Raw genomic sequence first — 26,573 nt, 5'->3', positions numbered from 1 at the left:
AGACGTACAGGGGTGCAGTGGATGTTCGGCCGCTGGCTGGGGAACCGGACGAACGGGATACGACCGGCGAGCCCTCTGGGGGCGGTTCGGACACCGGCCGGTGCGGGGGTGATCGGCTGCCGGGTGGTCGATCCGGTCAACCAGCCCGTCACCGGGGCCGAGTTCACGGCCAGCGACACCATGGGGCGCAAGGTGGTGACCGGGGGGACGGATCCGTACGGCTCGTTCCTGGCGACCGTACCGGCGGGGGAGTACCGGCTCTCGGTGACGGCCGAGGGATACACGCCCTACCGGGCCACCGCGCTGGTCGCCGAGGACACCCTGGCCTCGCTGGGCGATGTCACCCTCCAGGTCGCCCCGCCGCCGGAGCCCCCGGCGGCGGGCGAGTGGCAGCTCGACCCCGGACACTCCTCGATCGGCTTCACCGCGCGGCACATCGGCCTGGCCCGGATCCACGGGCGCTTCAACTCCTTCGCGGGCGCGGTGCGGATCGCCGAGCGGATCGAGCGGTCGGCGATGCATGTGGTGATCGACGCGGCGTCCATCGACACCGGGGTGCGGATGCGCGACGACCATCTGCGGTCGGGGGACTTCCTGGACGTACGGCGGTTTCCGACGCTGGAGTTCTACAGCGACCGGCTCACCCACCGGGGCGGCAGCCGGTGGTCGGTCACCGGCGCGCTGTCGCTGCACGGGGTGACCCGGACGGTGACGCTCGACACCGAGTACCTCGGGCTCGGCAACGGCGTCGGGGGCGAGACGCGGGCCGCCTGCCGGGCCACCACCGAGCTGCACCGGGACGACTTCACGGTGAGCTGGCAGTCGATGCTGGCCCGGGGGATCGCGGCGGTGGGGCCGAGCATCCGCGTCGACCTGGATGTCCAGCTCGTGCCCCAGGGGTCCACGGGCTGACCTGGCGATCCGGCGCCATGGGCGTGCCGGACAATGGCGGCGTGAGCGATGTGAGACATGTGCTGGTGCTGCCCGACCGGGACGCGGCGGAGGAGGCGGTGGAGGCGCTCGGGGAGCGGTTCGCCCTCGATGAGGAACCCCGGCTGCTCCGGGACGCGCTGGCCGGTGAGGACGACGCCGAGGACGCGCAGTGGCTGGTCGTACTGGCCGACGAGGAACGGCGGCTGGACCCCCGGGAGCTGGACGAGTTCGCGGGGGAGTGGGACGGGTGGCGCGAGGAGCCGTGAGCCGCGGGAAGCCGTAGCCCCGGTGCCGTGAGCCGCTGGGAGCGCTGGTGTCGGCGGCGGACTCGGGGCGTTGTCGGTGGGGCGTGGGATGCTTGGTGCGATGGCCAGGAAGACTGCGAATGACGATGTTCTCGCCCCGGTGACGCTTGCCGTGGGCCAGGAGGACCTGCTGCTGGACCGCGCCGTGCGGGAGGTGGTGGCCGCCGCGCGCGCCGCCGACGCCGACACGGATGTGCGGGACCTGACCCCGGACCAGTTGCAGCCCGGCACGCTCGCCGAGCTGACCAGCCCCTCGCTGTTCGCCGAGCGCAAGGTCGTCGTCGTACGCAACGCGCAGGATCTGTCGGCCGACACCGTCAAGGACGTGAAGGGGTACCTCGGCTCGCCCGCCAAGGAGATCACGCTGGTGCTGCTGCACGCGGGCGGCGCCAAGGGCAAGGGCCTGCTGGACGCCGCGCGCAAGGCGGGGGCGCGGGAGGTGGCCTGCCCGAAGATGACCAAGCCGGCGGACCGGCTGGCGTTCGTGCGGGGCGAGTTCCGTACGACGGGACGCTCCGCGACGCCGGAGGCGTGCCAGGCGCTGTGCGACGCGATCGGGAGCGATCTGCGGGAGCTGGCGTCGGCGGTGGCGCAGTTGACCGCGGATGTCGAGGGGACCATCGACGAGGCTGTCGTCGGGCGCTACTACACCGGGCGGGCCGAGGCCTCCAGTTTCACGGTCGCGGACCGGGCGGTGGAGGGGCGTACGGCGGAGGCGCTGGAGGCGCTGCGCTGGTCGCTGTCGACCGGGGTGGCGCCGGTGATGATCACGAGCGCGCTGGCGCAGGGGGTGCGGGCGATCGGGAAGCTGTCGTCCGCGAGGGGCGGGCGGCCGGGTGATCTGGCGCGGGAGCTGGGGATGCCGCCGTGGAAGATCGACCGGGTGCGGCAGCAGATGCGCGGCTGGACGCCGGACGGGGTGTCCGTGGCGATGCGGGCGATCGCCGAGGCGGACGCGGGGGTGAAGGGCGGCGGCGACGATCCCGAGTACGCCCTGGAGAAGGCGGTCGTGACCATCGCCCGCGCGGCCCGCTCACGGGGGCGCGGGTAGTCACCGCATGCCGAGAACCCCACCCCCCGCCCTGGGGAAGGGCGGGTGGCGGGGTTCTCGGTTCACGATGTTGAAGCCTCACCCGCGTGGCGAACGCAGGCCGCGTGAGGCTTCGGGGCTGCCGGTCGGGAGCGGATGAGAGAGGGCCCGCTCTTGGTCTTTCCGGCGGTCAGATCAAAGGGGTTGTTCAGCCCTTGATGGACGCGACCTTGGAAGCAAGCGCCGACTTCTTGTTGGCGGCCTGGTTCTTGTGGATGACGCCCTTGGAGACGGCCTTGTCGAGCGCACGCGCGGCGGCGCGCTGCAGCTCGGTCGCCTTGGCGGTGTCACCCGCGGCAGCGGCCTCGCGGGCCTTGCGGATCGCGGTCTTCAGGGAGGACTTGACGGCCTTGTTGCGCAGCCGAGCCTTCTCGTTGGTCTTGATCCGCTTGATCTGGGACTTGATGTTCGCCACGAAGGAGCCTTTTCAGGTTCAGGCACGGGGCCGCAGGGTCCCGTGCCGGTGATCCAAAATTTCTCTGATCGTGCCTCGGGCCGAGAGGGCATGAGGCACAGCCATCTACAGTACCAGTGGCCCTGCGAGCGGCCCAAAACGCCCTTCGGTCCCTCCGCGTGGGACCATGGAGACTACGTATCGATCCGACCCGAGGCATAAGGCGCCTCAAGAGACAGGACCCTGCGTGCCCGCGACCCCTAACCACGTGCCCGAGCCGAGCCGTACCGCCCCGGCGCTGATCCGCAATTTCTGCATCATCGCGCACATCGACCACGGCAAGTCCACGCTCGCCGACCGGATGCTCCAGCTGACCGGCGTGGTCGAGCAGCGGCAGATGCGTGCTCAGTACCTCGACCGGATGGACATCGAGCGCGAGCGCGGCATCACGATCAAGTCCCAGGCGGTGCGTCTGCCCTGGGCCCCGACCGAGGGCCCCGACCAGGGCACGACGCACATCCTCAACATGATCGACACCCCGGGGCACGTCGACTTCACCTATGAGGTCTCGCGGTCGCTGGCCGCCTGTGAGGGGACCGTCCTCCTCGTCGACGCCGCCCAGGGCATCGAGGCGCAGACCCTCGCCAACCTCTACCTGGCGATGGAGAACGACCTCAAGATCATCCCCGTGCTCAACAAGATCGATCTGCCGGCCGCCCAGCCGGAGAAGTTCGCCGAGGAGCTGGCGAACCTGATCGGCTGCGAGCCGCAGGGCGTGCTCAAGGTCTCCGCCAAGACCGGTCTCGGCGTCGAGGCGCTGCTGGACAAGGTCGTCGAGGAGATCCCGGCCCCGGTCGGTGTCGCCGACGCCCCCGCCCGCGCGATGATCTTCGACTCGGTCTACGACTCCTACCGCGGTGTCGTGACGTACGTCCGTGTCATCGACGGCCAGCTCAACAAGCGCGAGCGCATCAAGATGATGTCGACCGGCGCGACCCACGAGCTGCTGGAGATCGGCGTCAGCTCGCCCGAGATGCTCCCGGCCGACGGCCTGGGCGTCGGCGAGGTGGGCTATCTGATCACCGGTGTGAAGGACGTCCGCCAGTCCAAGGTCGGTGACACCGTCACCAGCCAGAGCAAGGGCGCCACCGAGGCCCTCGGCGGCTACAAGGACCCGAAGCCGATGGTGTTCTCGGGCCTGTATCCGCTGGACGGCTCCGACTACCCCGAGCTGCGCGAGGCCCTGGACAAGCTCCAGCTCAACGACGCCGCGCTGGTCTACGAGCCGGAGACCTCCGCCGCCCTCGGCTTCGGCTTCCGCGTCGGCTTCCTCGGCCTGCTCCACCTGGACGTGATCCGCGAGCGCCTGGAGCGCGAGTTCGGCCTCGACCTGATCGCCACCGCCCCCAACGTGGTCTACCGCGTGCTCATGGAGGACGGCGCCGAGCACACGGTGACCAACCCGAGCGAGTTCCCCGAGGGGAAGATCGACGAGGTCTACGAGCCGGTCGTACGGGCCACGATCCTCGCGCCCACCGAGTTCATCGGCGCGATCATGGAGCTGTGCCAGACCCGGCGCGGCACCCTGCTCGGCATGGACTACCTCTCCGAGGACCGCGTCGAGATCCGCTACACGCTGCCCCTCGCGGAGATCGTCTTCGACTTCTTCGACCAGCTGAAGTCCAAGACCCGCGGCTACGCCTCGCTCGACTACGAGCCCACCGGCGAGCAGTCCAGCAGCCTGGTCAAGGTCGACATCCTGCTGCACGGCGACAAGGTGGACGCCTTCTCGGCGATCACCCACAAGGACCAGGCGTACGCGTACGGCGTGCGGCTCGTCGCCAAGCTCAGGGAGCTGATCCCGCGGCAGAGCTTCGAGGTGCCGGTCCAGGCCGCCGTCGGCTCCCGGGTGATCGCCCGCGAGACCATCCGCGCCATCCGCAAGGACGTCCTCGCCAAGTGCTACGGCGGCGACATCTCCCGTAAGCGCAAGCTGCTGGAGAAGCAGAAGGAAGGCAAGAAGCGGATGAAGATGGTGGGTTCGGTGGAGGTTCCGCAGGAGGCCTTCATCGCCGTCCTGTCCAGCGATGACAGCGCGGGGTCGGCCAAGGGCAAGAAGTAACCGAAGGTAACAAACGGTCGCGTCCGCAAAACGGACACCGGGGGGCCCGTCGTGCGAAAGCGCGGCGGGCCCCTGCGCGTGGGTGCGGTCACTCCGCGTCGACACTGAGGGGAAAGAGACAGGGTGAAGCCCCTTACGCAGCGGGCGGTCGCGCCTTACTCTGATGCCTGCTCGATAGTTACTCGCGAGTTAAACAACAGCCCGAACCCCACCGTGAGTTAACCCAGCCGCACGAGTACCAACCGCGCTGTCGCGGGCCCCGGAGGATGTCGTGAGCGACACACAGACCCAGATCGAGAACCGTCCGCCGTCCGTCGCGGCCCTCTTCCTTGAGCGCGTCGCGGCGACACCGGACGCCGAGGCCTACCGCTACCCGGTGCCTCCCGCCGCAGGGCAGGGCCCGGACGACTGGAAGTCGCTGAGCTGGGCCCAGTCGGCCGACCGGGTGTACGCGATCGCGGCCGGACTCACCGAGCTGGGCATCGAGTCCGAGCAGCGCGTGGCGCTCGCCTCCTCCACCCGCGTCGAGTGGATCCTCGCCGACCTCGGCATCCTGTGCGCCGGCGGCGCCACCACCACGATCTATCCGCAGACCAACGCCGACGAGTCCGCGTTCATCCTCGCCGACTCCGAGAGCCGGGTGCTGATCGCCGAGAACGCCGCCCAGGTCGCCAAGGCGGTCGAGAAGCGCGCCGAGCTGCCCGAACTGGCCAAGGTCGTCGTCATCGACCCGGAGGGCGTGCCCGAGGGCGACGACTGGGTGATCACCCTCGCCGAGCTGGAGAAGCGCGGCGCCGCCTACCTGGAGCAGCACCCGCAGCTGATCAAGGAGCGGGTCGGCGCGATCACCAAGGACCAGCTCGCCACCCTCATCTACACCTCCGGCACCACCGGCCGCCCCAAGGGCGTACGGCTGCCGCACGACAACTGGTCGTACATGGCCAGGGCCATCGCCGCGACCGGGCTGCTCGGTCCGGAGGACGTGCAGTACCTGTGGCTGCCGCTCGCGCACGTCTTCGGCAAGGTGCTCACCTCCGGGCAGATCGAGATCGGGCACGTCACCGCCGTGGACGGCCGCGTCGACAAGATCATCGAGAACCTCCCGGTGGTGCGGCCGACGTACATGGCCGCCGTGCCGCGCATCTTCGAGAAGGTCTACAACGGCGTCGCGGCCAAGGCCCGGGAGGGCGGCGCGGCCAAGTACAAGATCTTCCAGTGGGCGGCCGAGATCGCCCGCGAGTACGCCAAGGCCGAGCAGGACAACTTCCGGCACACCGGCAACCGCACGGTGCCCTTCGGTCTCGCCGCCAAGCACAAGGTCGCCGACACCCTCGTCTACGCCAAGATCCGCGAGGCGTTCGGCGGCCGGCTGCGCGCCTGTGTCTCCGGCTCCGCCGCGCTCGCGCCCGAGATCGGCTACTTCTTCGCCGGCGCCGGTGTCCATGTCCTGGAGGGCTACGGCCTGACCGAGTCCTCGGCGGCGTCCTTCGTGAACCCCGGGGAGGCGTACCGCACCGGCACGGTCGGCAAGCCGCTGCCCGGCACGGAGGTGCGCATCGCGGACGACGGCGAGATCCTGCTGCGCGGCCCCGGTATCATGCAGGGCTACCACAAGCTGCCCGACAAGACCGCCGAGGTGCTGGAGTCCGACGGCTGGTTCCACACCGGCGACATCGGCGAGCTCTCGCCCGACGGGTACCTGCGGATCACCGACCGCAAGAAGGACCTCATCAAGACCTCCGGCGGCAAGTACGTCGCGCCGGCCGAGGTCGAGGGCCAGTTCAAGGCGGTCTGCCCCTACGTCTCCAACATCCTGGTGCACGGCGCCGACCGCAACTACTGCACCGCGCTCATCTCCCTGGACGAGATCGCGCTCGCGGAGTGGGCCAAGGAGAACGGCCTGGGCGGCAAGCCGTACGCCGAGATCGTCGCGGCGCCGCAGACCGTGGAGATGGTCGACGGGTACGTCCAGCAGCTCAACGCCGGGCTCCAGCGCTGGCAGACGATCAAGAAGTTCCGGCTGCTGCCGCGGGATCTCGATGTGGAGCACGGCGAGATCACGCCGAGCCTGAAGCTGAAGCGGCCGGTGGTGGAGCGGGCGTACAAGGGGCTGATCGACGAGATGTACGCCGGGGCGCGGGAGAAGTAGGGCTCCCGCGCGGGCCCGGATCAAGGGCGCTTTTCTGGCCACCGGCGCTCGAAAAGGTTCCCCTTCCGATGCCGTCCTAGCACGCTTCTCGGCCATGCGTGGCCACTTCAGTGACTTCACGCTTATGCGCGACCCCCGTCTGTCACCCTGGCCGCATGGACATGGCGGCCATACCCACGCAGCGGGAGACGGTGGGCCGGACACGCGGGCACGCCGCGCTGCCCGGCAGTCCGCTCGCGCCGGGCTCCGCGCGGGCCCTGGTGCGGGCCGCGCTGGCCGACGCACCCGTGGCGCCCCGGCTCGTCGACGACGCCATGGCGGTCGTCAGCGAGCTGGTCACCAACGCCGTGGTGCACGCGGGCACCGAGATATCCCTCGACTGGTGCCTGGAGGACGGCGGCACGTTCCTGGTCGAGGTCGGGGACCGGCACCCGGCCCGGCCACCGCGGGACGCGACCGCGGGCGAGCCGTCGTACGACACCCTGGAGTACGGCCGCGGACTGCGCCTGGTCGGGGCGCTCGCCGAGTCCTGGGGGGTCACCTACCGCACCGGCGCCAAGTCGGTGTGGGCCAGGCTGCCCCCGGGCGGCAGCGAGCCGCCGCCCGGCGGCGGGGCGCGGGACGCGCTGGAGGTCGCCGAGGCGCTGGCCCCGCAGTCGCAGCGCACGGACAGCGACCGGGACTGGCTCGGCCGGGGCGCGCTGTCCTTCCTCGCCGAGGCGTCCGACCTGCTCGCGGGCCAGCTGGACGAGAACCTGGTCACGGCCCTCACCGGCCAGCTGATCGTGCCCCGGCTCGCCGACTGGTGCGCGGTGTGGCTGGAGGACGAGGCGTCGGTGCGCGGCGGGTCGTACGACGGCCCGGCGCGGGTCTGGCACGCCAGCGAGAACCGCATCGAGGAACTGCGCCGCACCCTGGAGAAGGAGCCGCCGCGGCCGGGGGACGGGGTCGGCTTCGGCCCCTCGCCGTACCCCTGGCCCGGTGATGCGCTGGGTGCCCAGGGCGCGGACGGCACGGCGCTGGCGTACCGGCTGGTCGCGGGCGGGCGGCCGCTGGGCACGCTGGTCATCGGGCGGTGCGGGCTCGCGCGCTTCCCCGACGAGATCACCGGCCTGGTGGAGGACCTGGGCCGCCGGGTGGCCCTCGCCATCGGCGCGGCCCGGCAGTACGCCCGGCAGGCCACCATCAGCGCCATCCTCCAGCGCGGTCTGCTGCCCGGCGCGGTCGCCGAGATCCCCGGGATGAGCAGCGCGCTGGTCTACGAACCGTGCGACAAGAGCGGCCCCAGCGGCGACTTCTACGACCTGTTCCCGGCGGGTGACGGCCGCTGGTGCTTCGCGATCGGCGACGTCCAGGGCAAGGGCCCGGAGGCGGCGGTCGTGATCGGCCTCGCCCGGCCCTGGCTGCGGCTGCTCGCCCGCGAGGGCTACCGGGTCGCCGATGTCCTCGACCGCCTCAACCAGCTCCTCCTCGACGACGCCACGGAGGCCGCCGACGCCGCGGCGCGCGCCCTGGTCGCCGTCGACGGCCGCGGGGAGGGCCCGCAGACGCGCTTCCTCTCGCTGCTGTACGGCGAGCTGATCCCGCACGAGGGCGGGGTTCGCTGCACCCTCGCCTCCGCCGGGCATCCCCTGCCGCTGGTCCTCGGACCCGACGGTACGGTGCGCACCGCGGCCCGCCCGCAGACGCTGCTCGGCGTGGTCGAGGACGAGACCTACACCAGCGAGACGCTGGACCTCGGGCCCGGCGACAGCCTGCTGTGCGTCACCGACGGGGTGACCGAACGCCGCCGGGGCCCCCAGCAGTTCGACGACGCCGACGGCCTCGCCACCGCCCTCGCCTCCTGCGCCGGCCTCACCGCCGACGAGATCGCGGAAAGGATCCGCCACCTGGTCCACACCTTCGGCGAGGCACCTCCGGAGGACGATCTGGCCCTGCTGGTGCTCCAGGCGGAGTGAGGGGGCTCCCGCGCTCGGCGCCCGGGGAATCCCGGCGGTGCTGGACAATGGGCCTATGCCTTCCGCACTCCCCGACGGTGAGCCCGTACCCGACGACGGCGCGCTGCCCGCGCACGCGCTCGACGGGGCGGGGGAGCGTCCGCTCGGTTTCTATCTGCACGTGCCGTACTGCGCGACCCGCTGCGGCTACTGCGACTTCAACACGTACACCGCGACCGAGCTGCGCGGCACCGGCGGGGTGCTGGCCTCCCGTGACAACTACGCCGAGACGCTGGTCGACGAGGTCCGGCTGGCCCGCAAGGTGCTCGGGGACGACCCGCGCCCGGTGCGCACGGTGTTCGTCGGCGGCGGTACGCCCACGCTGCTGGCCGCCGGCGATCTCGTCCGGATGCTGGCGGCGATCCGCGACGAGTTCGGGCTCGCCCCGGACGCCGAGATCACCACGGAGGCGAACCCCGAGTCGGTCGACCCGGCCTATCTCGCGACCCTGCGCGAGGGCGGTTTCAACCGGATCTCCTTCGGGATGCAGAGCGCGCGGCGGCATGTGCTGAAGATCCTCGACCGCACCCACACCCCCGGCCGCCCCGAGGCGTGCGTCGCGGAGGCCCGTGCGGCGGGCTTCGCGCATGTGAACCTCGACCTGATCTACGGCACCCCGGGCGAGAGCGACGACGACTGGCGGGCCTCCCTCGACGCGGCGATCGGCGCCGGACCCGACCACGTCAGCGCGTACGCCCTCATCGTGGAGGAGGGCACGCAGCTCGCCCGCCGGATCCGCCGGGGCGAGGTCCCGATGACCGACGACGACGTGCACGCCGACCGCTATCTGATCGCCGAGGAGACCCTCTGCGCGGCGGGCTTCGACTGGTACGAGGTCTCCAACTGGGCCACCTCCGAGGCGGGCCGCTGTCTGCACAACGAGCTGTACTGGCGCGGCGCGGACTGGTGGGGCGCGGGCCCCGGCGCGCACTCCCATGTGGGCGGCGTGCGCTGGTGGAACGTGAAGCACCCCGGCGCGTACGCCTCCGCCCTGGCCGCCGGCCGCTCCCCGGGCGCGGGCCGCGAGCTGCTGTCCGCCGAGGACCGCCGCGTCGAGCGGATCCTGCTGGAGCTGCGGCTGCGCGAGGGCGTCCCGCTGGCCCTTCTCAAGGACCAGGGCCTCGCCGCCTCCCGCCGCGCCCTGTCCGACGGCCTCCTCCAGCCCGGCCCGTACGCCGAGGGCCGCGCCACCCTCACCCTGCGGGGCCGCCTGCTGGCGGACGCGGTGGTGCGGGACCTGGTGGACTGATCACTCCGGCGAGTGAATCGGTGCGGGAGGCCGGTTCGGTGCCTAGTCTGGCTCGTAGGCTGCCGCCGAAAGGACGCGGTGGATGTGCAGGCCGCGGAGATGACCGCTGTGGACGAGCGTGGACTGGCCAAGTGCTTCGACAATTTCGAGCCTCCCGAGGGCGTCAAGGCTGAGCTTCTTCGGGGGGTAGTCGTGATGATGGCCGGCCCTGATCTGGTGCACAACCTGATCGCGCTGCACACCCAGCGGCAGATTCCGCTGGAACGGTGGTATCCGATTCAGACCCAGGACGTGAGCATCGCAGGTGAGGACAGCGTCCCCGTCCCGGATCTGGTGGTCGCGGCGCCGGACGCATTGCCCGGCTCGGGGCGTCTGCTGCCCTCCGAGCTGATCACGGCAGTGGTGGAGATCGTTTCCAAGTCCAGTGTCCTCAACGACTACTTGGTCAAGCGCTCGATCTACGCGGCGGGAAAGATCCCCACCTACCTCATTGTCGACCCGATCATGGCGCAGTGCGTCCTCCTGACCGACCCGGCAGGGCAGGGGGACGACGCCAACTATCTGAGCCAGCACGTCACCAAATTCGGGGACCCGGTCCGGCTGGAGGCCCTCGGAGTCGAACTGGACACCAGCGAGTTCGGCACCCTCCCCGACGTCAGGCCCCACCGCTACCCGTGACGAAGTCGATCAGCTCCTCCACCCGCCCCAGCAGTTCCGGTTCCAGGTCCTTGTAGGAGTGCACGCGCTTCAGGATCGCCTGCCACACCGCGCCGGTGTTGTCCGAGGGCCAGCCCAGGGCGCGGCACACGCCCGTCTTCCAGTCCTGGCCGCGCGGCACCCGGGGCCACTCCGGGATGTCCAGGGACGCGGGTTTCACCGCTTCCCAGATGTCGATGTACGGATGGCCCACCACCAGCGCGTGCTCGCTGGTCACCGACCGGGCGATATGGAACTCCTTCGAGCCCGGCACGAGGTGGTCCACGAGGACGCCGAGGCGGGCGTCGGGGCCCGGGCCGAAGTCGGTGACGATCGAGGGGAGGTGGTCCACGCCCTCCAGGTACTCCACGACCACACCCTCGACGCGCAGGTCGTCGCCCCAGACCTTCTCGACCAGCTCGGCGTCGTGCCGGCCCTCCACATAGATGCGGCCGGCCCGGGCCACACGGGCGCGGGCAGCGGGGACGGCGACGGAACCGGAGGCGGTGCGGGTGGGGCGCGCCGGTTCTGTGGAAGGCCGTACGAGGGTCACCGCCCGGCCCTCCAGCAGGAAGCCGCGCGGCTCCAGCGGGAACACCCGGTGCTTGCCGAAGCGGTCCTCCAGCGTCACCGTGCCCGCCTCGCAGCGGATCACCGCCCCGCAGAACCCGGTGCCGGGCTCCTCCACGACCAGACCCGGGGCGGCGGGTACCTCGGGCACCGGCCGGGGCTTCTTCCAGGGAGGGGTCAGGTCGGCGGAGTACTGGCGGGAGCGCGGGCCCGAAGGGCCCTCGTTGGAAGGGCGGTGGTGGGAGACGGGTGGGCGCATTCGGATGACGATAGGAGAAGCGGCGGGCGCGTGCCTACGACACGCCGAACCGCGCGGCCAGCGCGTCCCGTTGGCGTCGTACGAAGGCCGCGTCGACCACCGCGCCGTGACCGGGCACGTACAGCGCGTCCTCGCCGCCCAGCGCCAGCAGCCGGTCCAGCGCGTCCGGCCAGCGCGACGGTACGGCGTCCGGGCCCGCCTGGGGCTCGCCGGACTCCTCCACCAGGTCCCCGCAGAACACCACCTCCGGCTCGCCCGGCACCAGGATCACCAGGTCATGGGCGGTGTGCCCGGGGCCCACGTTGGCCAGCAGCGCCTGGCGGCCGCCGCCCAGGTCCAGGGTCCGCTCCCCGGAGACCAGCTGCCGGGGCGGCACCAGCGCCAGCGCCGCCTCCTCGGCCTCGTCCGCCGGGAGCCCGTGGTGGACGGCGTCGTGCCGCAGCTCGTCCCGGCCGCGGCGGAACACCCCGTCCGCCCCCACCGCCGCGTACACCGCGGCCCCCGCGAAGGCCGGTGCCCCGAAGACATGGTCGAAATGGACATGGGTCAGCGCGAGATGGGTCACACGTCCACCGGCGAGCGCCTCGGCCGAGGACCGCAGCCGGGCCCCCTCCGCCAGGCTCGACCCGGCGTCCACCATCAGCGCCCTGCCCGCGCCCAGGACCAGCCCCGCCGTGCAGTCCCAGCCCGGCAGCCGGCACCGCCCCACCCCGGCGGTGATCCGCTCCCATCCGTGCTCTTCCCAAGTCACCGTCATACCGCGACGCTAACCGGGGCCGGGGTCGCGCGGGCACCGACCTTGCCCGATGCGTACCCCACGGCCGTACACTGACCGGGGAACGCTGGCACTCGCATGCGAAGAGTGCCAAGACGGACATCCGAGGGACGACCGCGCGAGTGAGGGGACGACGTGCTGGAGGTGCGCGCCGATGCTGAGTGAACGCAGACTTCAGGTGCTGCGCGCCATCGTCCAGGACTATGTCGGCACCGAGGAGCCGGTCGGCTCCAAGGCCCTGACCGAGCGGCACAACCTCGGCGTGTCCCCGGCGACCGTCCGCAATGACATGTCGGCCCTGGAGGACGAGGGGTACATCGCGCAGCCGCACACCAGCGCCGGGCGCATCCCCACCGACAAGGGCTACCGGCTGTTCGTCGACAAGCTCGCGGGCGTCAAGCCGATGACCGCGCCCGAGCGCCGCGCGATCCAGAACTTCCTGGACGGCGCCGTCGACCTGGACGACGTCGTGGCGCGCACGGTGCGGCTGCTCGCGCAGCTGACCCGGCAGGTCGCCGTCGTGCAGTACCCGTCCCTGACCCGGTCCACCGTGCGGCACGTGGAACTGCTCGCGCTCGCCCCGGCGCGCGTGATGCTCGTGCTGATCACGGACACCGGCCGGGTCGAGCAGCGGATGGTCGACTGCCCGGCGCCGTTCGGTGAGGCATCCCTCGCGGATCTGCGCGCGCGGCTCAACAGCCGGGTCGCGGGACGGCGGTTCGCGGATGTGCCGCAGCTGGTCGAGGACCTGCCGGACGCCTTCGAACACGAGGATCGCGGTACGGTCTCCACAGTGCTCTCCACCCTTCTGGAGACACTGGTCGAGGAGAACGAGGAGCGGTTGATGATCGGCGGCACCGCCAATCTCACCCGCTTCGGACATGATTTTCCCCTCACGATCCGGCCCGTCCTGGAGGCCCTTGAGGAGCAGGTCGTGCTCCTCAAGCTCCTCGGCGAGGCGAAGGATCCGGGCATGACCGTGCGCATCGGGCACGAGATCGCCCATGAGGGACTCAACTCCACCTCCGTGGTGTCGGTGGGCTACGGTTCGGGCGGCGAGGCGGTTGCCAAGCTCGGCGTGGTCGGACCGACCCGCATGGACTACCCGGGAACGATGGGAGCGGTACGCGCAGTGGCACGGTACGTCGGACAGATCCTGGCGGAGTCGTAAGTGGCCACGGACTACTACGCCGTTCTCGGCGTGCGCCGCGACGCGTCGCAGGATGAGATCAAGAAGGCGTTCCGTCGGCTCGCGCGCGAGCTGCACCCGGACGTCAACCCGGATCCGAAGACCCAGGAGCGGTTCAAGGAGATCAACGCCGCTTACGAGGTGCTGTCGGATCCGCAGAAGAAGCAGGTCTACGACCTCGGCGGGGACCCCCTCTCGCAGTCCGGCGGCGCCGGCGCGGGCGGCTTCGGGGCCGGTGGCTTCGGCAACTTCTCCGACATCATGGACGCGTTCTTCGGCACGGCGTCGCAGCGCGGGCCGCGCTCGCGCACCCGGCGCGGCCAGGACGCGATGATCCGGATCGAGGTGGAACTGGACGAGGCGGCCTTCGGGACGACCAAGGAGATCCAGGTGGACACCGCGATCGTCTGCAACACCTGCAACGGCGAGGGCGCGGCGCCGGGCACCTCGGCGCAGACCTGTGACATGTGCCGCGGCCGCGGTGAGGTCTCGCAGGTCACCCGGTCCTTCCTGGGCCAGGTCATGACCTCGCGGCCGTGCCCCCAGTGCCAGGGCTTCGGGACCGTGGTCCCCACGCCCTGCCCGGAGTGCGCCGGTGACGGCCGGGTCCGCTCGCGGCGCACGCTGACCGTGAAGATCCCGGCCGGTGTCGACAACGGCACCCGGATCCAGCTGGCAGGCGAGGGCGAGGTCGGCCCCGGCGGCGGTCCGGCCGGTGACCTGTACGTCGAGATCCACGAGCTGCCGCACGCGCGGTTCCAGCGCCGCGGCGACGATCTGCACTGCACGGTCACCATCCCGATGACCGCGGCGGCCCTCGGCACCAAGGTGCCGCTGGAGACGCTGGACGGCCTGGAGGAGATCGACATCCGGCCCGGCACGCAGTCCGGGCAGTCGATCCCGCTGCACGGCCGCGGTGTCACGCATCTGCGGGGCGGCGGCCGGGGCGATCTGATCGTGCATGTCGAGGTGCAGACGCCGACGAAGCTCGACGCCGAGCAGGAGCGGCTGCTGCGCGAGCTGTCCAAGCTGCGCGGCGAGGAGCGTCCGCAGGGGCAGTTCCAGCCGGGCCAGCAGGGGCTGTTCTCGCGGCTGAAGGACGCGTTCAACGGGCGCTGACCGCCGGCCGCGACGGGTGTCGCGACGGCCTCCGACCGGAGGCCGTCGACGCCTTCGACCGGTGGCCGTCACCGCCTCTGACCGGGCGCGTAGGGGAATATGCCGATCGTGACACCCGATTCGGACTTGTTCGGGGGACGTGACACCATGCGGTCATGTCCTCCGCACTGACCGATCTTCTCCCTCACCCGATCGTGCAGGCCCCCATGGCGGGCGGCGTCTCCGGCCCGGAGCTCGCCGCCGCCGTGTCCGAGGCCGGTGGGCTCGGGTTCCTGGCCGCCGGGTACAAGACGGCCGACGGCGTGTACCAGGAGATCAAGCGGCTGCGGAGCCTCACCGACCGGCCCTTCGGCGTGAATGTGTTCATGCCGCAGCCCGAGTATGCGGAGAGCGGCGCGGTCGAGGTCTACGCCCATCAGCTCGCGGGCGAGGCCGCCTGGTACGAGACCGAGCTGGGCGATCCGGACAGCGGCCGCGACGACGGCTTCGACGCCAAGCTCGCGGTGCTCCTGGACGATCCGGTGCCGGTGGTCTCCTTCCACTTCGGGGTGCCGAGCCGGGAGGCGCTTCAGCGGCTGCGGCGGGCCGGGACGTTCACGCTGGTCACCGCCACCACCGCCGAGGAGGCCGTCGCGGTGGAGCGGGCCGGGGCGGACGCGGTGATCGCCCAGGGCGTGGAGGCGGGCGGCCACCAGGGCACGCACCGGGACGTCCCGGAGAACGACGGCACCGGCCTCGGCCTGCTGTCCCTGATCGCACAGATCCGTGAGGCGGTGCACATTCCCGTCGTCGCCGCGGGCGGGATCATGCGCGGCGCCCAGATCGCGGCGGTCCTCGCGGCGGGGGCGCGCGCGGCCCAGCTGGGCACCGCCTTCCTCGCCACCCCCGAGTCCGGCGCGCCCGCCGTGCACAAGGAGGCGCTGACCAACCCCCTGTTCGTCCGCACCGAGCTGACCCGCGCGTTCACCGGCCGGCCGGCCCGCGGGCTGGTCAACCGCTTCCTGCGCGAACACGGACCGTATGCGCCCGCCGCGTACCCGGAGATCAACCACCTCACCTCGCCGCTGCGCAAGGCCGCCGCGAAGGCCGGGGACGCGCAGGGCATGGCGCTGTGGGCGGGTCAGGGCCACCGGCTGGCCAGGGACCTGCCCGCCGGGCGCCTGGTCGAGGTGCTGGCGGCCGAACTCGCCGAGGCCCGCGCGGCGTTCGCCGAGGGGGGTGCCCGATGACCGCGCCCGTGTTCGTCGTGGCGGACCTCACCGCGGACGGCGACCGCTATGTCCTGGACGGACCCGAGGGCCGGCACGCGGTGTCGGTCAAGCGTCTGGAGGCCGGCGAGGAGGTCGTGCTCACCGACGGCGCGGGGCGTTACGCGGTGTGCGAGGTGCTCGGCAGCGAGGGCAAGGACCGGCTGGTCGTACGGATGCCACAGGTGTCCGAGGAGCCCGCGCCGCGGCCCCGGATCACGGTCGTACAGGCGCTTCCCAAGGGCGACCGGGGGGAGTTGGCGGTCGAGACGATGACCGAGGTCGGGGTCGACGCGATCGTGCCGTGGCAGGCCGCGCGCTGCATCACGCAGTGGCGGGGCGAGCGGGGCCTGAAGGCGCTCGGCAAATGGCGGGCGACCGCGCGCGAGGCCGGGAAGCAGTCCCGTCGGGTGCGGTTCCCGCAGGTCGCGGAGGCGGCGAGCACCAAGCAGGTCGCGGCACTTCTGGCCGGGGCCGACTTCGCGGGGGTGCTGCACTCCGACTTCGAGCACACCAGTGCGGCGCTGGCCACCGCCGAACTCCCCGCCGAGGGCGAGATCGTGCTGGTCGTCGGACCCGAAGGGGGCGTCTCCCGGGACGAGTTGGCGCTCTTCGAGGAGGCGGGCGCGCGGGCGTATGTCCTCGGTCCGAGCGTGTTGCGCACATCCACCGCCGGTACGGCGGCCGCGGCCCTCCTCCTGGGACGCACCGGCCGCTGGTCCTGAACTCCCCTGGGGGACACATGGAACTCGCCCAAGTACGGCTCCTGGTCACCGACTTCGCCGCCTGCTACCACTTCTACGCCGACGTCCTCGGCCTGAAGCCGCAGTCCGGCGCGACCGAGGGCCCCTACGAGAAGTTCAGCCCCCACACGGGCTCCGCCGGGATCGCCCTCCAGGACCGCGCCATGATGGCCGAACTCCTCCCCGAGCTCGCCGACCCCGCCGACGGCCACCGCTCCCTGGTCGTGCTGCGCGTCGACGACCTCGACGCCTACTGCGCCGACATCACCGCCCGCGGCGCCACCCTCCTCCAGCCCCCCACCCCCCTGACCGACCGCATGCGCGTCGCCCACCTCAAGGACCCCGAGGACAACCTGGTGGAACTCCAGGAGTGGCTGCTGCTGCAAGGCTGAGGGGCCGTCACCCCCCTCCGTCAACCCCCCTCCGTCAGCCCCCTCCGTCACCCCCCCTCCGGGTACGCCGTTCCGAAGGAACCGGCCCGCCGAACGGGTGAGTGCCCGGGCACGGGCTTCCGTCCGTCCCGCCGGTGCTGGCACTCTGCCGTGCATGGGGGCATTCCTGTGGATTCGGCCGCGGACGATCGCCGTCGCCGGGATCGTCGTCGCGGCCGGCGCCGGTGTCGTGGGGTGCCAGTCGGACGTGCTCGGATCGGCCGGGGTCGCCTACACCACCGGGACGATGGCGAGCGCGCGGCTGGAGCAGGCGGACGTGGACGTCAGCTGGCTCAACTGCGTCGGCGACCCGGGCGGGAGCGCCGGGGCGACGGTCGCGCCGGGGCGGAGCGCGGTCGTCTCCGTGGACTGCCGGGGCGAGACCAGGGGCCGGGGGCGGATCACCGTCAACGGAGAGGTGACCCGGGCCGTGGACGGCGCCTGTGTGCGGGGCGATCTGCGGGCCAGGGTCGGCGGCAGGCAGGTGTTCCACGTCAGCGGGCTCGGCGACTGCTCGGCCGCGCCGGGGCCGACGTACCGCCCGCCCGGCTATCCGCCCGTCGGCGCCCAGCCCGCCGTCACGGTCACCGTCACCCGGACCCTCTGGTGCCAGAGCGACCCCAACTGCCTGCCCGTGGCGGGCAAGTGATCGAAAAGGGACTCGCGGGCGGCGGCCGTTGCGTAAAGTGACGGGGTGACTCAGGGCGCTTCGACAGGAACCTCCGGCTACCTCCGATTCCCGCACCTGCACGGCGACTTGGTGACATTCGTCGCCGAGGACGACGTGTGGCTCGCCCCCCTCGAAGGGGGCCGCGCCTGGCGGGCCAGTGCCGACAACATCCCGGTGGACCACCCCCGTATCTCGCCCGACGGCACCACCCTCGCCTGGACCTCCACCCGCGACGGCGCCCCCGAGGTGCACACCGCCCCCGTCGCCGGGGGAGCGGCCAAGCGCCTCACCCACTGGGGCAGTTGGCGGACCCAGGTGCGCGGCTGGACCCCCGAGGGCCAGGTCCTCGCGCTGAGCACCACCGGCCAGCCCAGCCCGCGCCGCACCTGGGCCCGCGCCGTCCCGCTCGACGGCGGCCCCGCCACCACCCTGCCGTACGGCCCGGTCGGCGATGTCGCCCACGGCCCGCACCCCGTGCTGCTGTCCGCCCCGATGGGCCGCGAGGCCGCCTGGTGGAAGCGCTACCGCGGCGGCACCGCGGGCAAACTGTGGATCGACCGCGACGGAGACGGGGAGTTCGCCCGGCTGCACCAGGAACTCGACGGCAACATCGAGTACCCCCTCTGGGTCGGCGACCGTATCGCCTTCCTCTCCGACCACGAGGGCACCGGCGCCCTCTACTCCTCCCGCGCCGACGCCTCCGACCTGCGCCGACACACCCCGGTCGACGGTTTCTACGCCCGCCACGCGGCCACCGACGGCACCCGCGTCGTCTACACCAGCGCCGGTCGGCTCTGGCTCCTCGACGACCTCGACGGCGGCGCCCCGCGCCCCCTGGACATCCGCCTCGGCGGCCCCCGCGTCGACCTTCAGCCCTTCCAGGCGAGCACCTCCCACTGGTTCGGCTCGGCCGCCCCCGACCACACCGCCCGCGGCAGCGCCGTCGGCCTGCGCGGCGCCGTCCACTGGGTCACCCACCGCTCCGGACCGGTGCGCGCCCTCGCCGCCGCACCCGGCGTCCGCACCCGGCTGCCCCGCACCTTCCGCGCCGACGGCGAGGAATGGGTCGTCTGGGTCACCGACGCCGAGGGCGAGGACGCCCTGGAGTTCGCCCCCGCCACCGGCCCCGCCCTCGGCGCCACCCCGCGCCGGCTCGCCGCCGGACGCCTCGGCCGGGTCCTGGAACTCGCCATGGCCCCCGACGGCAGCCGCGCCGCCGTCGCCGCCCACGACGGGCGGCTCCTGCTGGTCGAACGGGAGACCGGCGAGGTCCGCGAGGTCGACCGCGGCGAGGACGGCGACGTCCGCGACCTCACCTTCTCGCCCGACTCCGCCTGGCTCGCCTGGACCCACCCCGGCCCCCGCCCGCTGAGCCAGCTGCGCCTCGCCCACACCACCGACCTGACCGTCAGCGAGGCCACCCCGCTGCGCTTCCAGGACCACGCGCCCGCCTTCACCCTCGACGGCAAGCACCTCGCCTTCCTCTCCAACCGCTCCTTCGACCCGGTCTACGACGAACACGTCTTCGACCTGGCCTTCGTGGGCGGCACCCGCCCCTACCTGATCACCCTCGCCGCGACCACCCCCTCGCCGTTCGGACCGCAGCGCCACGGCCGCCCGTTCGAGACCTCCGACAAGGAGGAGACCCCCGACAGCGAGGGCGTCCCCTCCACCCGGATCGACCTCGACGGGCTCGCCGACCGCATCGTGCCCTTCCCGGTCGAGTCCGCCCGCTACGGCAATCTGCGCGCCGCCAAGGACGGCGTGCTCTGGCTGCGCCACCCGCTGCAGGGCGTCCTCGGCACCACCCGCGCCACCCCCGACGAGGCCGACCCCGGCACCGAGCTGGAGCGCTACGACCTCGCCCAGCGGCGCCTGGAGCATCTCGCCGCGGACGCCGACCACTTCGAGGTCAGCGGCGACGGCAAGCGGGTCCTGCTGTGGACCGACGGCAAGCTCAAGGTCGTACCCAGCGACCGCCGCGCCTCCAGCGACGAGGACAGCGACTCCAACATCACCGTCGACCTCGGCCGCATCCGGCAGACCGTCGACCCCGCCGCCGAGTGGCGGCAGATGTACGACGAGACCGGCCGCCTCATGCGCGACAACTTCTGGCGCCCCGACCTCGGCGGCGTCGACTGGGACGGCGTCCTCGACCGCTACCGCCCCCTCCTTGACCGCCTCGCCACCCATGACGACCTCGTGGACCTGCTGTGGGAGGTGCACGGCGAACTCGGCACCTCGCACGCCTACGTCATCCCCCGCGGCGGCCACGGCCACGGCCCCCGCCAGGGCCTGCTCGGCGCCGACATCTCCCGGCACGAGGACGGCAGTTGGCGTATCGACCGCATCCTGCCCTCGGAGACCTCCGACCCGGGGGCCCGCAGCCCGCTCGCCGCACCCGGTGTCGCCGTCCGCCCCGCAGACGCGATCCTCGCCGTCGGGGGTCACCCCGTCGACCCGGTGACCGGACCCGGCCCGCTGCTCACCGGCACGGCCGGGCGGCCCGTCGAACTCACCGTCTCGCCCGCGGCCGGCGGCGACCCCCGGCATGTCGTGGTCGTCCCGCTCGCCGACGAGGAACCCCTGCGCTACCACGCCTGGGTCGCGGACCGCCGCGCCCACGTCCACGAAGGCTCCGGCGGTCGCCTCGGCTATCTGCACGTCCCCGACATGCAGGCACCCGGCTGGGCCCAGATCCACCGGGACCTGCGCGTCGAGGTCGCCCGCGAGGGCCTGATCGTGGACGTCCGGGAGAACCGCGGCGGGCACACCTCGCAGCTGGTCGTGGAGATGCTGGCCCGCCGCATCGTCGGCTGGGACGTGCCCCGCGGCAGCCGCGCCTTCAGCTACCCCCGGTACGCCCCGCGCGGCCCCGTCGTCGCCGTCGCCAACGAGTTCTCCGGCTCCGACGGCGACATCGTCAACGCCGCCATCAAGGCCCTCGGCATCGGCCCGGTCGTCGGCACCCGCACCTGGGGCGGCGTCATCGGCATCGACAGCCGCTACCGCCTGGTCGACGGCACCCTCGTCACCCAGCCCAAGTACGCCATGTGGCTGGAGGGCCCCGGCTGGGCCATGGAGAACCACGGCGTCGACCCGGACGTGGAGGTCGTACAACGCCCTCAGGACTGGGCGCGGGGCGCGGACCCGCAGCTGGACGAGGCGGTCAGGCTGGCCCTGGAAGCGCTGGAGGCGGCACCCGCCAGGACGCCTCCGGCGCTACCGCCCCTCTAGGGCCCGCGTCAGCCGATGCTGAGCTCGCCCATCGCGCTCCAGCCGTCCGCTCCCTCGATGGTGGTGCTGACGATGTCGGGGGTGCGGCGCAGCAGGGGGCGCATCGCTTCGAGACCGGCGCGGAAGTGGTCGGAGTCGACGTGCGCCGCGCCGGCGTCGTCCTGGAAGGCCTCGACGAGGACGTAGGTGTCGGGGTCCTCCAGGCTCCGGGACCACTCGAACCACAGATTGCCGGGTTCGGCGCGGGTGGCCCGGGTGAAGGCCTCGACGTGCTGCGGCCACTCTTCGGTGTGCTCGGGCTTCACGGGGAACTTGACGACGATGAAGATCATCCATCGATGATAGGCGGCCGGGTTTCCCGGGGGCGCGAACGACCACGACCCACCCGCGCCCCCACCGACTACGATGATCCCCTCGACCCGATCCCGGCGAAAGCGAGCGCACGCGAAATGGCTGGAGAACCGCAGGACGACTGCCTGTTCTGCAAAATCGTCGCGGGCCACATCCCGGCCACCGTCGTCCGGGAGACGGAGACCACCGTCGCCTTCCGGGACATCAACCCCCAGGCGCCCACGCACATCCTGGTGATCCCCAAGGTCCACTACCGGGACGCCGCCGCGCTCGCCGCCGGTGCCCCCGAGGTCGCCGCGGACGTGCTGCGCGAGACCCAGGCCGTGGCCGACGAGGAGAAGCTGGACAGCTACCGCGTCGTCTTCAACACCGGGACCGGCGCCGGACAGACCGTCTGGCACGCCCACGGGCATGTGCTCGGCGGCCGCGGTCTCCAGTGGCCGCCCGGATAGACCGCCGTGTCCGTCCGTGAACTCGTCGTCCTCGGCACCGCGAGCCAGGTCCCGACCCGGCACCGCAATCACAACGGCTATCTGCTGCGCTGGGACGGCGAGGGCATCCTCTTCGACCCCGGCGAGGGCACCCAGCGGCAGATGCTGCGCGCCGGGGTCGCCGCGCACGATCTGAACCGCCTCTGCGTCACCCACTTCCACGGCGACCACAGCCTCGGCCTCGCCGGGGTCATCCAGCGCATCAACCTGGACCGGGTGCCGCACGAGATCACCGCGCACTACCCGGCCTCCGGGCAGCGCTTCTTCGACCGGCTGCGGTACGCCACCGCGTACCGGGAGACCGTCGGCGTCACCGAGGTCCCGGTGCCCGCCGACGGCATTCTCGCGGTGACGCCGTCGTACACCCTGGACGCCCGCAGGCTCTCGCACCCGGTGGAGTCGTACGGATACCGGCTGACCGAGCCCGACGGCCGCCGGATGCTGCCCGAGCGGCTCGCCGCGCACGGCGTCAAGGGCCCGGACGTGGGGGTGCTCCAGCGCGCGGGGAGGCTCGGGGGCGTGACGCTGGAGGAGGTCAGCGAGGTACGGCGCGGACAGCGGTTCGCGTTCGTCATGGACACCCGGCTCTGCGAGGGCGTGTACACGCTCGCCGAGGGCTGCGATCTGCTGGTCATCGAGTCCACCTTCCTGGACGAGGACGAGGAACTCGCCGTGGAACACGGGCACTTGACGGCCGGGCAGGCCGGGGCGGTGGCCCGCGGGGCGGGCGTGCGGCATCTCGTGCTCACCCACTTCAGTCAGCGGTATCCGGAGCCCGACGAGTTCGAGCGGCAGGCGCGGGCCGCCGGCTTCGAGGGTGAGCTGACCGTGGCGTACGACCTTCAGCGAGTGCCGGTTCCAAAACGACGGTAAATGCGCCGTACGATGCTTTGATGCCCCTCCCCAAAGCAGAACTGCACCTCCACATCGAAGGCACCCTGGAGCCGGAGCTGGCCTTCGACCTGGCCGCCCGCAACGGCGTGAAGCTGCGCTACGCCGACACGGAAGAGCTGCGCGAGGCGTATCGGTTCGCGGACCTCCAGTCCTTTCTGAACCTGTACTACGAGCTGATGACCGTGCTGCGTACCGAGCGGGACTTCGAGGACCTGGCCAACGCCTATCTGACCCGCGCCGCGGCGCAGGGCGTCCGGCACGCGGAGATCTTCTTCGACCCGCAGGCCCACCTGGCCCGCGGTCTGGACATGCGCACCGTGGTGGAGGGGCTGTGGCGGGCGCTCGGGCGCGGCGAGGAGAACCACGGGGTCTCCACCAAGCTCATCCTGTGCTTCCTGCGCGACGAGTCCGCCGACTCCGCGCTGGAGACCCTGGAGGCCGCGCGGCCGTACCTCGACCGGATCACCGGCATCGGCCTGGACTCCGCCGAGGTCGGGCACCCGCCGGCGAAGTTCCGCCAGGTGTACGAGACCGCCGCCGGGCTCGGGCTGCGCCGGGTGGCGCACGCCGGTGAGGAGGGGCCGCCGGAGTACATCACCCAGTCCCTTGACCTGCTCGGCATCGAGCGCGTCGACCACGGGCTGCGCTGCATGGAGGACCCCGAGCTGGTGGAGCGGCTGGTGCGCGAGCGGATCCCGCTCACCCTGTGCCCGCTGTCCAACGTCCGGCTGCGCACGGTGGACACCCTGGCCGACCACCCGCTGCCCGCCATGCTGGAGGCGGGGCTGCTGTGCACGGTCAACTCCGACGACCCCGCCTACTTCGGCGGCTACGCCGACGACAACTTCCGGGCGGTGCGCGAGAGCCTCGGCCTGACCGAGGACCGGCTGCGCGAACTGGCCCGCAACTCCTTCCTCGCCTCCTTCCTGGAGGACGACGAGGAGCGCCGCGCCCGGTACCTCGCCGAGGTGGACGCCTACGTGTTCTAGACGCACACGCGTTCCCCGCGTGTTCGGCGCCGGCCTCGGCATGGGCTATGATTGATCATGTCGAGGCCGCCGGAACTCCGGTAGCCGGACAGTGCGTTGGTGGTCCAAGGAAAGACGCCCCGCTTCCTGCGGGGAAATGCAGGTGCAAGGCCTGCCCGGCGCTCCACGCAGAGCCCCGTCCCGCCGTGTGCGGGGCGGGGCTCTTCGCTGTGCGCGCGGACTTGTCCAGGTGTGCGCGGGCGAGGCGGTCTGCCCCTGCGCGGCGCCCCCGGTGGTGCACACTGGCCAGACCCAGCACACCAGGGAGCGCACCGTGACCTCGTCGCACACCCTCATCGGAGAGGAACCCGAGCACCTCACCCGGGCGGGGCACCGCCAGGCCCAGGTCGATCCGCTCGCCGCGCGGCGCGCCCCCGGGGATCCGCCCTGGGACGTCTATCTCACGGGCACCGTCTTCCTCGACATCATCTTCACCGGCCTGGACTCGGCGCCCGTGCGCGGCACGGAGTCCTGGGCCCGCGGCATGGGCTCCAGCCCCGGCGGGGTCGCCAACATGGCCAGCGCGCTGGCCCGGCTCGGGCTGCGCACCTCGCTCGCGGCCGCGTTCGGGGACGACCACTACGGGGAGTACTGCTGGGACGCCCTCGAACAGGGCGAGGGCATCGACCTCACCCCGTCGCGGACGGTGCCCGGCTGGCACTCGCCGGTGACCGTGTCCATGGCGTACGAGGGCGAGCGCACCATGGTCTCGCACGGGCACGAGCCGCCGCCGGAGGAGCCGGCCCCCGACTGCCCGCCCCGCGCCCGGGCCGCCGTCGCCTCCCTCACGCCGGGCCGCCGCGCCCCCTGGATCGCCCAAGCCGCGCGCGGCGGGACCCGGATCTTCGCCGACGTCGGCTGGGACGAGACCGGCGCCTGGGACCTCGCGGGGCTGTCCGACCTCGAACACTGCGAGGCGTTCCTGCCCAACGCGGAGGAGGCGAAGCGGTACACGGGCGCCGACTGCCCCCGGCTCGCCGCGCACGCGCTCACCGAGTACGTGCCGGTGGCGGTGGTGACGCTGGGCTCGGAGGGCGCGTACGCGGTGGACCGCCGTACCGGCGAGGCCGCGGAGGTCCCGGCGATCGCGGTGCGGGCGCTGGACCCGACGGGCGCGGGGGACGTCTTCGTCGCCGGCTTCGTGACCGGCTCCCTGGCGGGCTGGCCGCTGGCCGACCGGCTGGCCTTCGCGGGTCTGACGGCCGCGCTGTCCGTGCAGGAGTTCGGCGGCTCCCTGTCGGCGCCGGGCTGGTCGGAGATCGGCGCGTGGTGGCGGCGGGTCCAGTCCCTGCCCGCCCAGGACCCCATGGCGCTCCAGCGGTACGCCTTCCTCGACCAGCTGGTCCCGGAGGAGCTGGACCGCCCCTGGCCGCTGCGCCGGGCCGTGCCCACGATCGGCTTCCGGGGCCCCAGCTGACGGGCGGCGGCGCGTCCCCCGGCCGGAGGAAAAGTCCTACAGGCTTCTGAGCCGTCCGGCGTACTCTGGACAGCGACGAGGCCGCCCTTGGTTGCGCGGTCGCGATGAGGAGGAAGCACAAGGCTTCGCGCCGGCCCATGACACAGACACCCACAGCTCACACCCCCACGCAGGAGCAGGCGAGAGCGCAGCTCACCGTCCCCGCCCAGCACCCCATGGTGACCGTTCTGGGTTCCGGCGACTCCCTCTTGCGCGTGATCGAGAAGGCCTTCCCGGCGGCCGACATCCATGTCCGGGGCAATGAGATCAGCGCGGTCGGCGAGAGCGCCGACGTCGCCCTGATCTCACGCGTGTTCGACGAGATGATGCTGGTGCTCCGCACCGGGCAGCCGATGACGGAGGACGCAGTGGAGCGCTCGATCGCCATGCTCAAGGCGAGCGACAACGGTACGAGCGAAGGCTCGGAGACCCCGGCCGAGGTGCTGACGCAGAACATCCTGTCCTCGCGCGGCCGCACCATCCGCCCCAAGACCCTCAACCAGAAGCGCTATGTCGACGCCATCGACAAGCACACGGTCGTCTTCGGCATCGGCCCCGCCGGTACCGGCAAGACCTACCTGGCCATGGCCAAGGCCGTCCAGGCCCTCCAGTCCAAGCAGGTCAACCGGATCATCCTGACCCGCCCCGCGGTCGAGGCCGGCGAGCGGCTGGGCTTCCTGCCCGGCACGCTCTACGAGAAGATCGACCCCTATCTGCGCCCGCTGTACGACGCGCTGCACGACATGCTCGACCCGGACTCCATCCCCAAGCTGATGGCCGCCGGGACCATCGAGGTGGCACCGCTGGCGTATATGCGCGGGCGTACGCTCAATGACGCGTTCATCATCCTGGACGAGGCCCAGAACACCAGCCCCGAGCAGATGAAGATGTTCCTCACCCGCCTCGGCTTCGACTCGAAGATCGTGATCACGGGCGATGTGACGCAGGTCGACCTGCCGAACGGCACGAAGTCGGGTCTGCGCCAGGTCCAGGAGATCCTGGAGGGCGTCGAGGACGTGCACTTCTCCCGGCTGACGTCCCACGATGTCGTACGGCACAAGCTGGTGGGCCGTATTGTCGACGCGTACGAGAAGTACGACAGCAAGAACGGCACGGAGAACGGCTCCCACGCGGGCCGTGGCAGGACCGGCGCCAAGGGCACCAAGGGGAAGTAGACC

24 protein-coding genes are annotated in these 26,573 nt (G+C 72.1%); 20 read left to right on the top strand and 4 right to left on the bottom strand.

Annotated elements, in window-relative coordinates; all coding sequences use genetic code 11:
- Window positions 1-21 precede the first annotated feature (21 nt).
- The 3 genes from ACLF5H_RS05435 to holA all read left to right on the top strand — a co-directional run bounded on the left by ACLF5H_RS05435 (window position 22) and on the right by holA (window position 2,289).
- Window positions 22-912, top strand: a complete 891-nt coding sequence (locus ACLF5H_RS05435; RefSeq protein WP_421674947.1) for a YceI family protein — start codon at window positions 22-24, stop codon at window positions 910-912.
- A 41-nt stretch (window positions 913-953) separates the two neighbouring features.
- Window positions 954-1,199 (top strand): hypothetical protein, encoded by a 246-nt coding sequence (locus ACLF5H_RS05430; RefSeq protein WP_421674916.1) that lies wholly within the window; start codon window positions 954-956, stop codon window positions 1,197-1,199.
- A gap of 100 nt (window positions 1,200-1,299) precedes the next feature.
- Window positions 1,300-2,289 carry a DNA polymerase III subunit delta gene (holA, locus tag ACLF5H_RS05425; protein WP_421674915.1) on the top strand — a complete coding sequence of 330 codons (990 nt, stop codon included), beginning with the start codon at window positions 1,300-1,302 and terminating at the stop codon, window positions 2,287-2,289.
- A gap of 187 nt (window positions 2,290-2,476) precedes the next feature.
- Here holA and rpsT read toward each other — a convergent pair whose 3' ends face one another.
- On the bottom strand, window positions 2,477-2,743 hold the full coding sequence (gene rpsT, locus ACLF5H_RS05420) for a 30S ribosomal protein S20 (RefSeq protein ID WP_037655051.1): 267 nt from the start codon (window positions 2,741-2,743) through the stop codon (window positions 2,477-2,479).
- 226 nt (window positions 2,744-2,969) lie between these two features.
- On the opposite strand from rpsT, the gene lepA reads away from it, so the two are divergent.
- From lepA to ACLF5H_RS05395, 5 genes are all read left to right on the top strand, one after another.
- The gene (gene lepA / locus ACLF5H_RS05415; protein WP_421674914.1) at window positions 2,970-4,844 is read left to right on the top strand and encodes a translation elongation factor 4; all 1,875 of its coding nucleotides are present in this window, start codon (window positions 2,970-2,972) and stop codon (window positions 4,842-4,844) included.
- A gap of 271 nt (window positions 4,845-5,115) precedes the next feature.
- Window positions 5,116-6,993 carry an AMP-dependent synthetase/ligase gene (locus ACLF5H_RS05410; RefSeq protein WP_421674913.1) on the top strand — a complete coding sequence of 626 codons (1,878 nt, stop codon included), beginning with the start codon at window positions 5,116-5,118 and terminating at the stop codon, window positions 6,991-6,993.
- A gap of 161 nt (window positions 6,994-7,154) precedes the next feature.
- Window positions 7,155-8,951, top strand: a complete 1,797-nt coding sequence (locus tag ACLF5H_RS05405) for a SpoIIE family protein phosphatase (RefSeq protein ID WP_421674946.1) — start codon at window positions 7,155-7,157, stop codon at window positions 8,949-8,951.
- A 55-nt stretch (window positions 8,952-9,006) separates the two neighbouring features.
- The gene (gene hemW, locus ACLF5H_RS05400) at window positions 9,007-10,239 is read left to right on the top strand and encodes a radical SAM family heme chaperone HemW (RefSeq protein ID WP_421674912.1); all 1,233 of its coding nucleotides are present in this window, start codon (window positions 9,007-9,009) and stop codon (window positions 10,237-10,239) included.
- A gap of 99 nt (window positions 10,240-10,338) precedes the next feature.
- Entirely contained in the window at window positions 10,339-10,917 is a 579-nt protein-coding gene (locus ACLF5H_RS05395) for a Uma2 family endonuclease (RefSeq protein WP_093681343.1), read from the top strand.
- Here the strand turns inward: ACLF5H_RS05395 and ACLF5H_RS05390 are convergent.
- Window positions 10,895-11,764, bottom strand: coding sequence for a DUF3097 domain-containing protein (locus tag ACLF5H_RS05390; protein WP_421674911.1), 870 nt, complete (start codon window positions 11,762-11,764; stop codon window positions 10,895-10,897). The genes ACLF5H_RS05395 and ACLF5H_RS05390 overlap by 23 nt on opposite strands.
- A 34-nt stretch (window positions 11,765-11,798) precedes the next feature.
- Complete coding sequence (locus ACLF5H_RS05385; protein ID WP_421674910.1) at window positions 11,799-12,521, bottom strand: MBL fold metallo-hydrolase; 723 nt, start codon at window positions 12,519-12,521, stop codon at window positions 11,799-11,801.
- Between the two features lie 172 nt (window positions 12,522-12,693).
- Here ACLF5H_RS05385 and hrcA point away from each other — a divergent pair, with 172 nt between their 5' ends.
- The 7 genes from hrcA (at window position 12,694) to ACLF5H_RS05350 (ending at window position 21,175) form a co-directional block, all read left to right on the top strand.
- On the top strand, window positions 12,694-13,710 hold the full coding sequence (hrcA, locus tag ACLF5H_RS05380; RefSeq protein ID WP_085564686.1) for a heat-inducible transcriptional repressor HrcA: 1,017 nt from the start codon (window positions 12,694-12,696) through the stop codon (window positions 13,708-13,710).
- Window positions 13,711-14,847, top strand: coding sequence for a molecular chaperone DnaJ (gene dnaJ, locus ACLF5H_RS05375; RefSeq protein ID WP_085564685.1), 1,137 nt, complete (start codon window positions 13,711-13,713; stop codon window positions 14,845-14,847).
- Between the two features lie 155 nt (window positions 14,848-15,002).
- Window positions 15,003-16,076, top strand: coding sequence for a nitronate monooxygenase (locus tag ACLF5H_RS05370; protein ID WP_421674909.1), 1,074 nt, complete (start codon window positions 15,003-15,005; stop codon window positions 16,074-16,076).
- Window positions 16,073-16,819 carry a 16S rRNA (uracil(1498)-N(3))-methyltransferase gene (locus ACLF5H_RS05365; protein WP_421674908.1) on the top strand — a complete coding sequence of 249 codons (747 nt, stop codon included), beginning with the start codon at window positions 16,073-16,075 and terminating at the stop codon, window positions 16,817-16,819. The genes ACLF5H_RS05370 and ACLF5H_RS05365 overlap by 4 nt, the downstream gene beginning before the upstream one ends.
- A 17-nt stretch (window positions 16,820-16,836) precedes the next feature.
- Entirely contained in the window at window positions 16,837-17,229 is a 393-nt protein-coding gene (locus tag ACLF5H_RS05360) for a VOC family protein (protein ID WP_421674907.1), read from the top strand.
- 154 nt (window positions 17,230-17,383) lie between these two features.
- On the top strand, window positions 17,384-17,917 hold the full coding sequence (locus ACLF5H_RS05355) for a hypothetical protein (protein WP_421674906.1): 534 nt from the start codon (window positions 17,384-17,386) through the stop codon (window positions 17,915-17,917).
- 108 nt (window positions 17,918-18,025) lie between these two features.
- On the top strand, window positions 18,026-21,175 hold the full coding sequence (locus tag ACLF5H_RS05350; protein ID WP_421674945.1) for a S41 family peptidase: 3,150 nt from the start codon (window positions 18,026-18,028) through the stop codon (window positions 21,173-21,175).
- Window positions 21,176-21,183: 8 nt separating this feature from the next.
- On the opposite strand, the gene ACLF5H_RS05345 is transcribed toward ACLF5H_RS05350, so the two are convergent.
- Window positions 21,184-21,507 (bottom strand): putative quinol monooxygenase, encoded by a 324-nt coding sequence (locus ACLF5H_RS05345; RefSeq protein WP_421674905.1) that lies wholly within the window; start codon window positions 21,505-21,507, stop codon window positions 21,184-21,186.
- Between the two features lie 117 nt (window positions 21,508-21,624).
- Between ACLF5H_RS05345 and ACLF5H_RS05340 the strand changes: the two genes are divergently transcribed.
- From ACLF5H_RS05340 to ACLF5H_RS05320, 5 genes are all read left to right on the top strand, one after another.
- A complete protein-coding gene (locus ACLF5H_RS05340; protein WP_421674904.1) occupies window positions 21,625-21,978 on the top strand; it encodes a histidine triad nucleotide-binding protein in 354 nt (117 codons plus the stop codon).
- A gap of 6 nt (window positions 21,979-21,984) precedes the next feature.
- Complete coding sequence (locus tag ACLF5H_RS05335; protein WP_421674903.1) at window positions 21,985-22,890, top strand: ribonuclease Z; 906 nt, start codon at window positions 21,985-21,987, stop codon at window positions 22,888-22,890.
- A gap of 20 nt (window positions 22,891-22,910) precedes the next feature.
- Window positions 22,911-23,900, top strand: a complete 990-nt coding sequence (locus ACLF5H_RS05330; RefSeq protein ID WP_421674902.1) for an adenosine deaminase — start codon at window positions 22,911-22,913, stop codon at window positions 23,898-23,900.
- Between the two features lie 313 nt (window positions 23,901-24,213).
- A complete protein-coding gene (locus tag ACLF5H_RS05325) occupies window positions 24,214-25,356 on the top strand; it encodes a carbohydrate kinase family protein (RefSeq protein WP_421674901.1) in 1,143 nt (380 codons plus the stop codon).
- A gap of 137 nt (window positions 25,357-25,493) precedes the next feature.
- Complete coding sequence (locus tag ACLF5H_RS05320) at window positions 25,494-26,570, top strand: PhoH family protein (protein WP_421674900.1); 1,077 nt, start codon at window positions 25,494-25,496, stop codon at window positions 26,568-26,570.
- Window positions 26,571-26,573: the final 3 nt, after the last annotated feature.

Origin of the sequence: Streptomyces sp. LaBMicrA B280 (assembly GCF_049222185.1) — a bacterium.
Taxonomy (GTDB): domain Bacteria; phylum Actinomycetota; class Actinomycetes; order Streptomycetales; family Streptomycetaceae; genus Streptomyces; species Streptomyces murinus.
The sequence above is the reverse complement of the archived record's forward strand: the minus strand, read 5'-3'. Positions and strand labels throughout refer to the sequence as shown.

What these genes read in the sequence shown, in the direction of transcription:
- ACLF5H_RS05435 (WP_421674947.1), top strand. Translation starts at nt 22, where the DNA reads ATGTTCGGCCGCTGGCTGGGGAACCGGACGAACGGGATACGACCGGCG.
- holA (WP_421674915.1), top strand. Translation starts at nt 1,300, where the DNA reads ATGGCCAGGAAGACTGCGAATGACGATGTTCTCGCCCCGGTGACGCTT.
- ACLF5H_RS05405 (WP_421674946.1), top strand. Translation starts at nt 7,155, where the DNA reads ATGGCGGCCATACCCACGCAGCGGGAGACGGTGGGCCGGACACGCGGG.
- hemW (WP_421674912.1), top strand. Translation starts at nt 9,007, where the DNA reads ATGCCTTCCGCACTCCCCGACGGTGAGCCCGTACCCGACGACGGCGCG.
- ACLF5H_RS05395 (WP_093681343.1), top strand. Translation starts at nt 10,339, where the DNA reads ATGACCGCTGTGGACGAGCGTGGACTGGCCAAGTGCTTCGACAATTTC.
- ACLF5H_RS05390 (WP_421674911.1), bottom strand. Translation starts at nt 11,764, where the DNA reads ATGCGCCCACCCGTCTCCCACCACCGCCCTTCCAACGAGGGCCCTTCG.
- ACLF5H_RS05385 (WP_421674910.1), bottom strand. Translation starts at nt 12,521, where the DNA reads ATGACGGTGACTTGGGAAGAGCACGGATGGGAGCGGATCACCGCCGGG.
- hrcA (WP_085564686.1), top strand. Translation starts at nt 12,694, where the DNA reads ATGCTGAGTGAACGCAGACTTCAGGTGCTGCGCGCCATCGTCCAGGAC.
- ACLF5H_RS05370 (WP_421674909.1), top strand. Translation starts at nt 15,003, where the DNA reads ATGTCCTCCGCACTGACCGATCTTCTCCCTCACCCGATCGTGCAGGCC.
- ACLF5H_RS05365 (WP_421674908.1), top strand. Translation starts at nt 16,073, where the DNA reads ATGACCGCGCCCGTGTTCGTCGTGGCGGACCTCACCGCGGACGGCGAC.
- ACLF5H_RS05360 (WP_421674907.1), top strand. Translation starts at nt 16,837, where the DNA reads ATGGAACTCGCCCAAGTACGGCTCCTGGTCACCGACTTCGCCGCCTGC.
- ACLF5H_RS05355 (WP_421674906.1), top strand. Translation starts at nt 17,384, where the DNA reads ATGGGGGCATTCCTGTGGATTCGGCCGCGGACGATCGCCGTCGCCGGG.
- ACLF5H_RS05345 (WP_421674905.1), bottom strand. Translation starts at nt 21,507, where the DNA reads ATGATCTTCATCGTCGTCAAGTTCCCCGTGAAGCCCGAGCACACCGAA.
- ACLF5H_RS05340 (WP_421674904.1), top strand. Translation starts at nt 21,625, where the DNA reads ATGGCTGGAGAACCGCAGGACGACTGCCTGTTCTGCAAAATCGTCGCG.
- ACLF5H_RS05330 (WP_421674902.1), top strand. Translation starts at nt 22,911, where the DNA reads ATGCCCCTCCCCAAAGCAGAACTGCACCTCCACATCGAAGGCACCCTG.
- ACLF5H_RS05320 (WP_421674900.1), top strand. Translation starts at nt 25,494, where the DNA reads ATGACACAGACACCCACAGCTCACACCCCCACGCAGGAGCAGGCGAGA.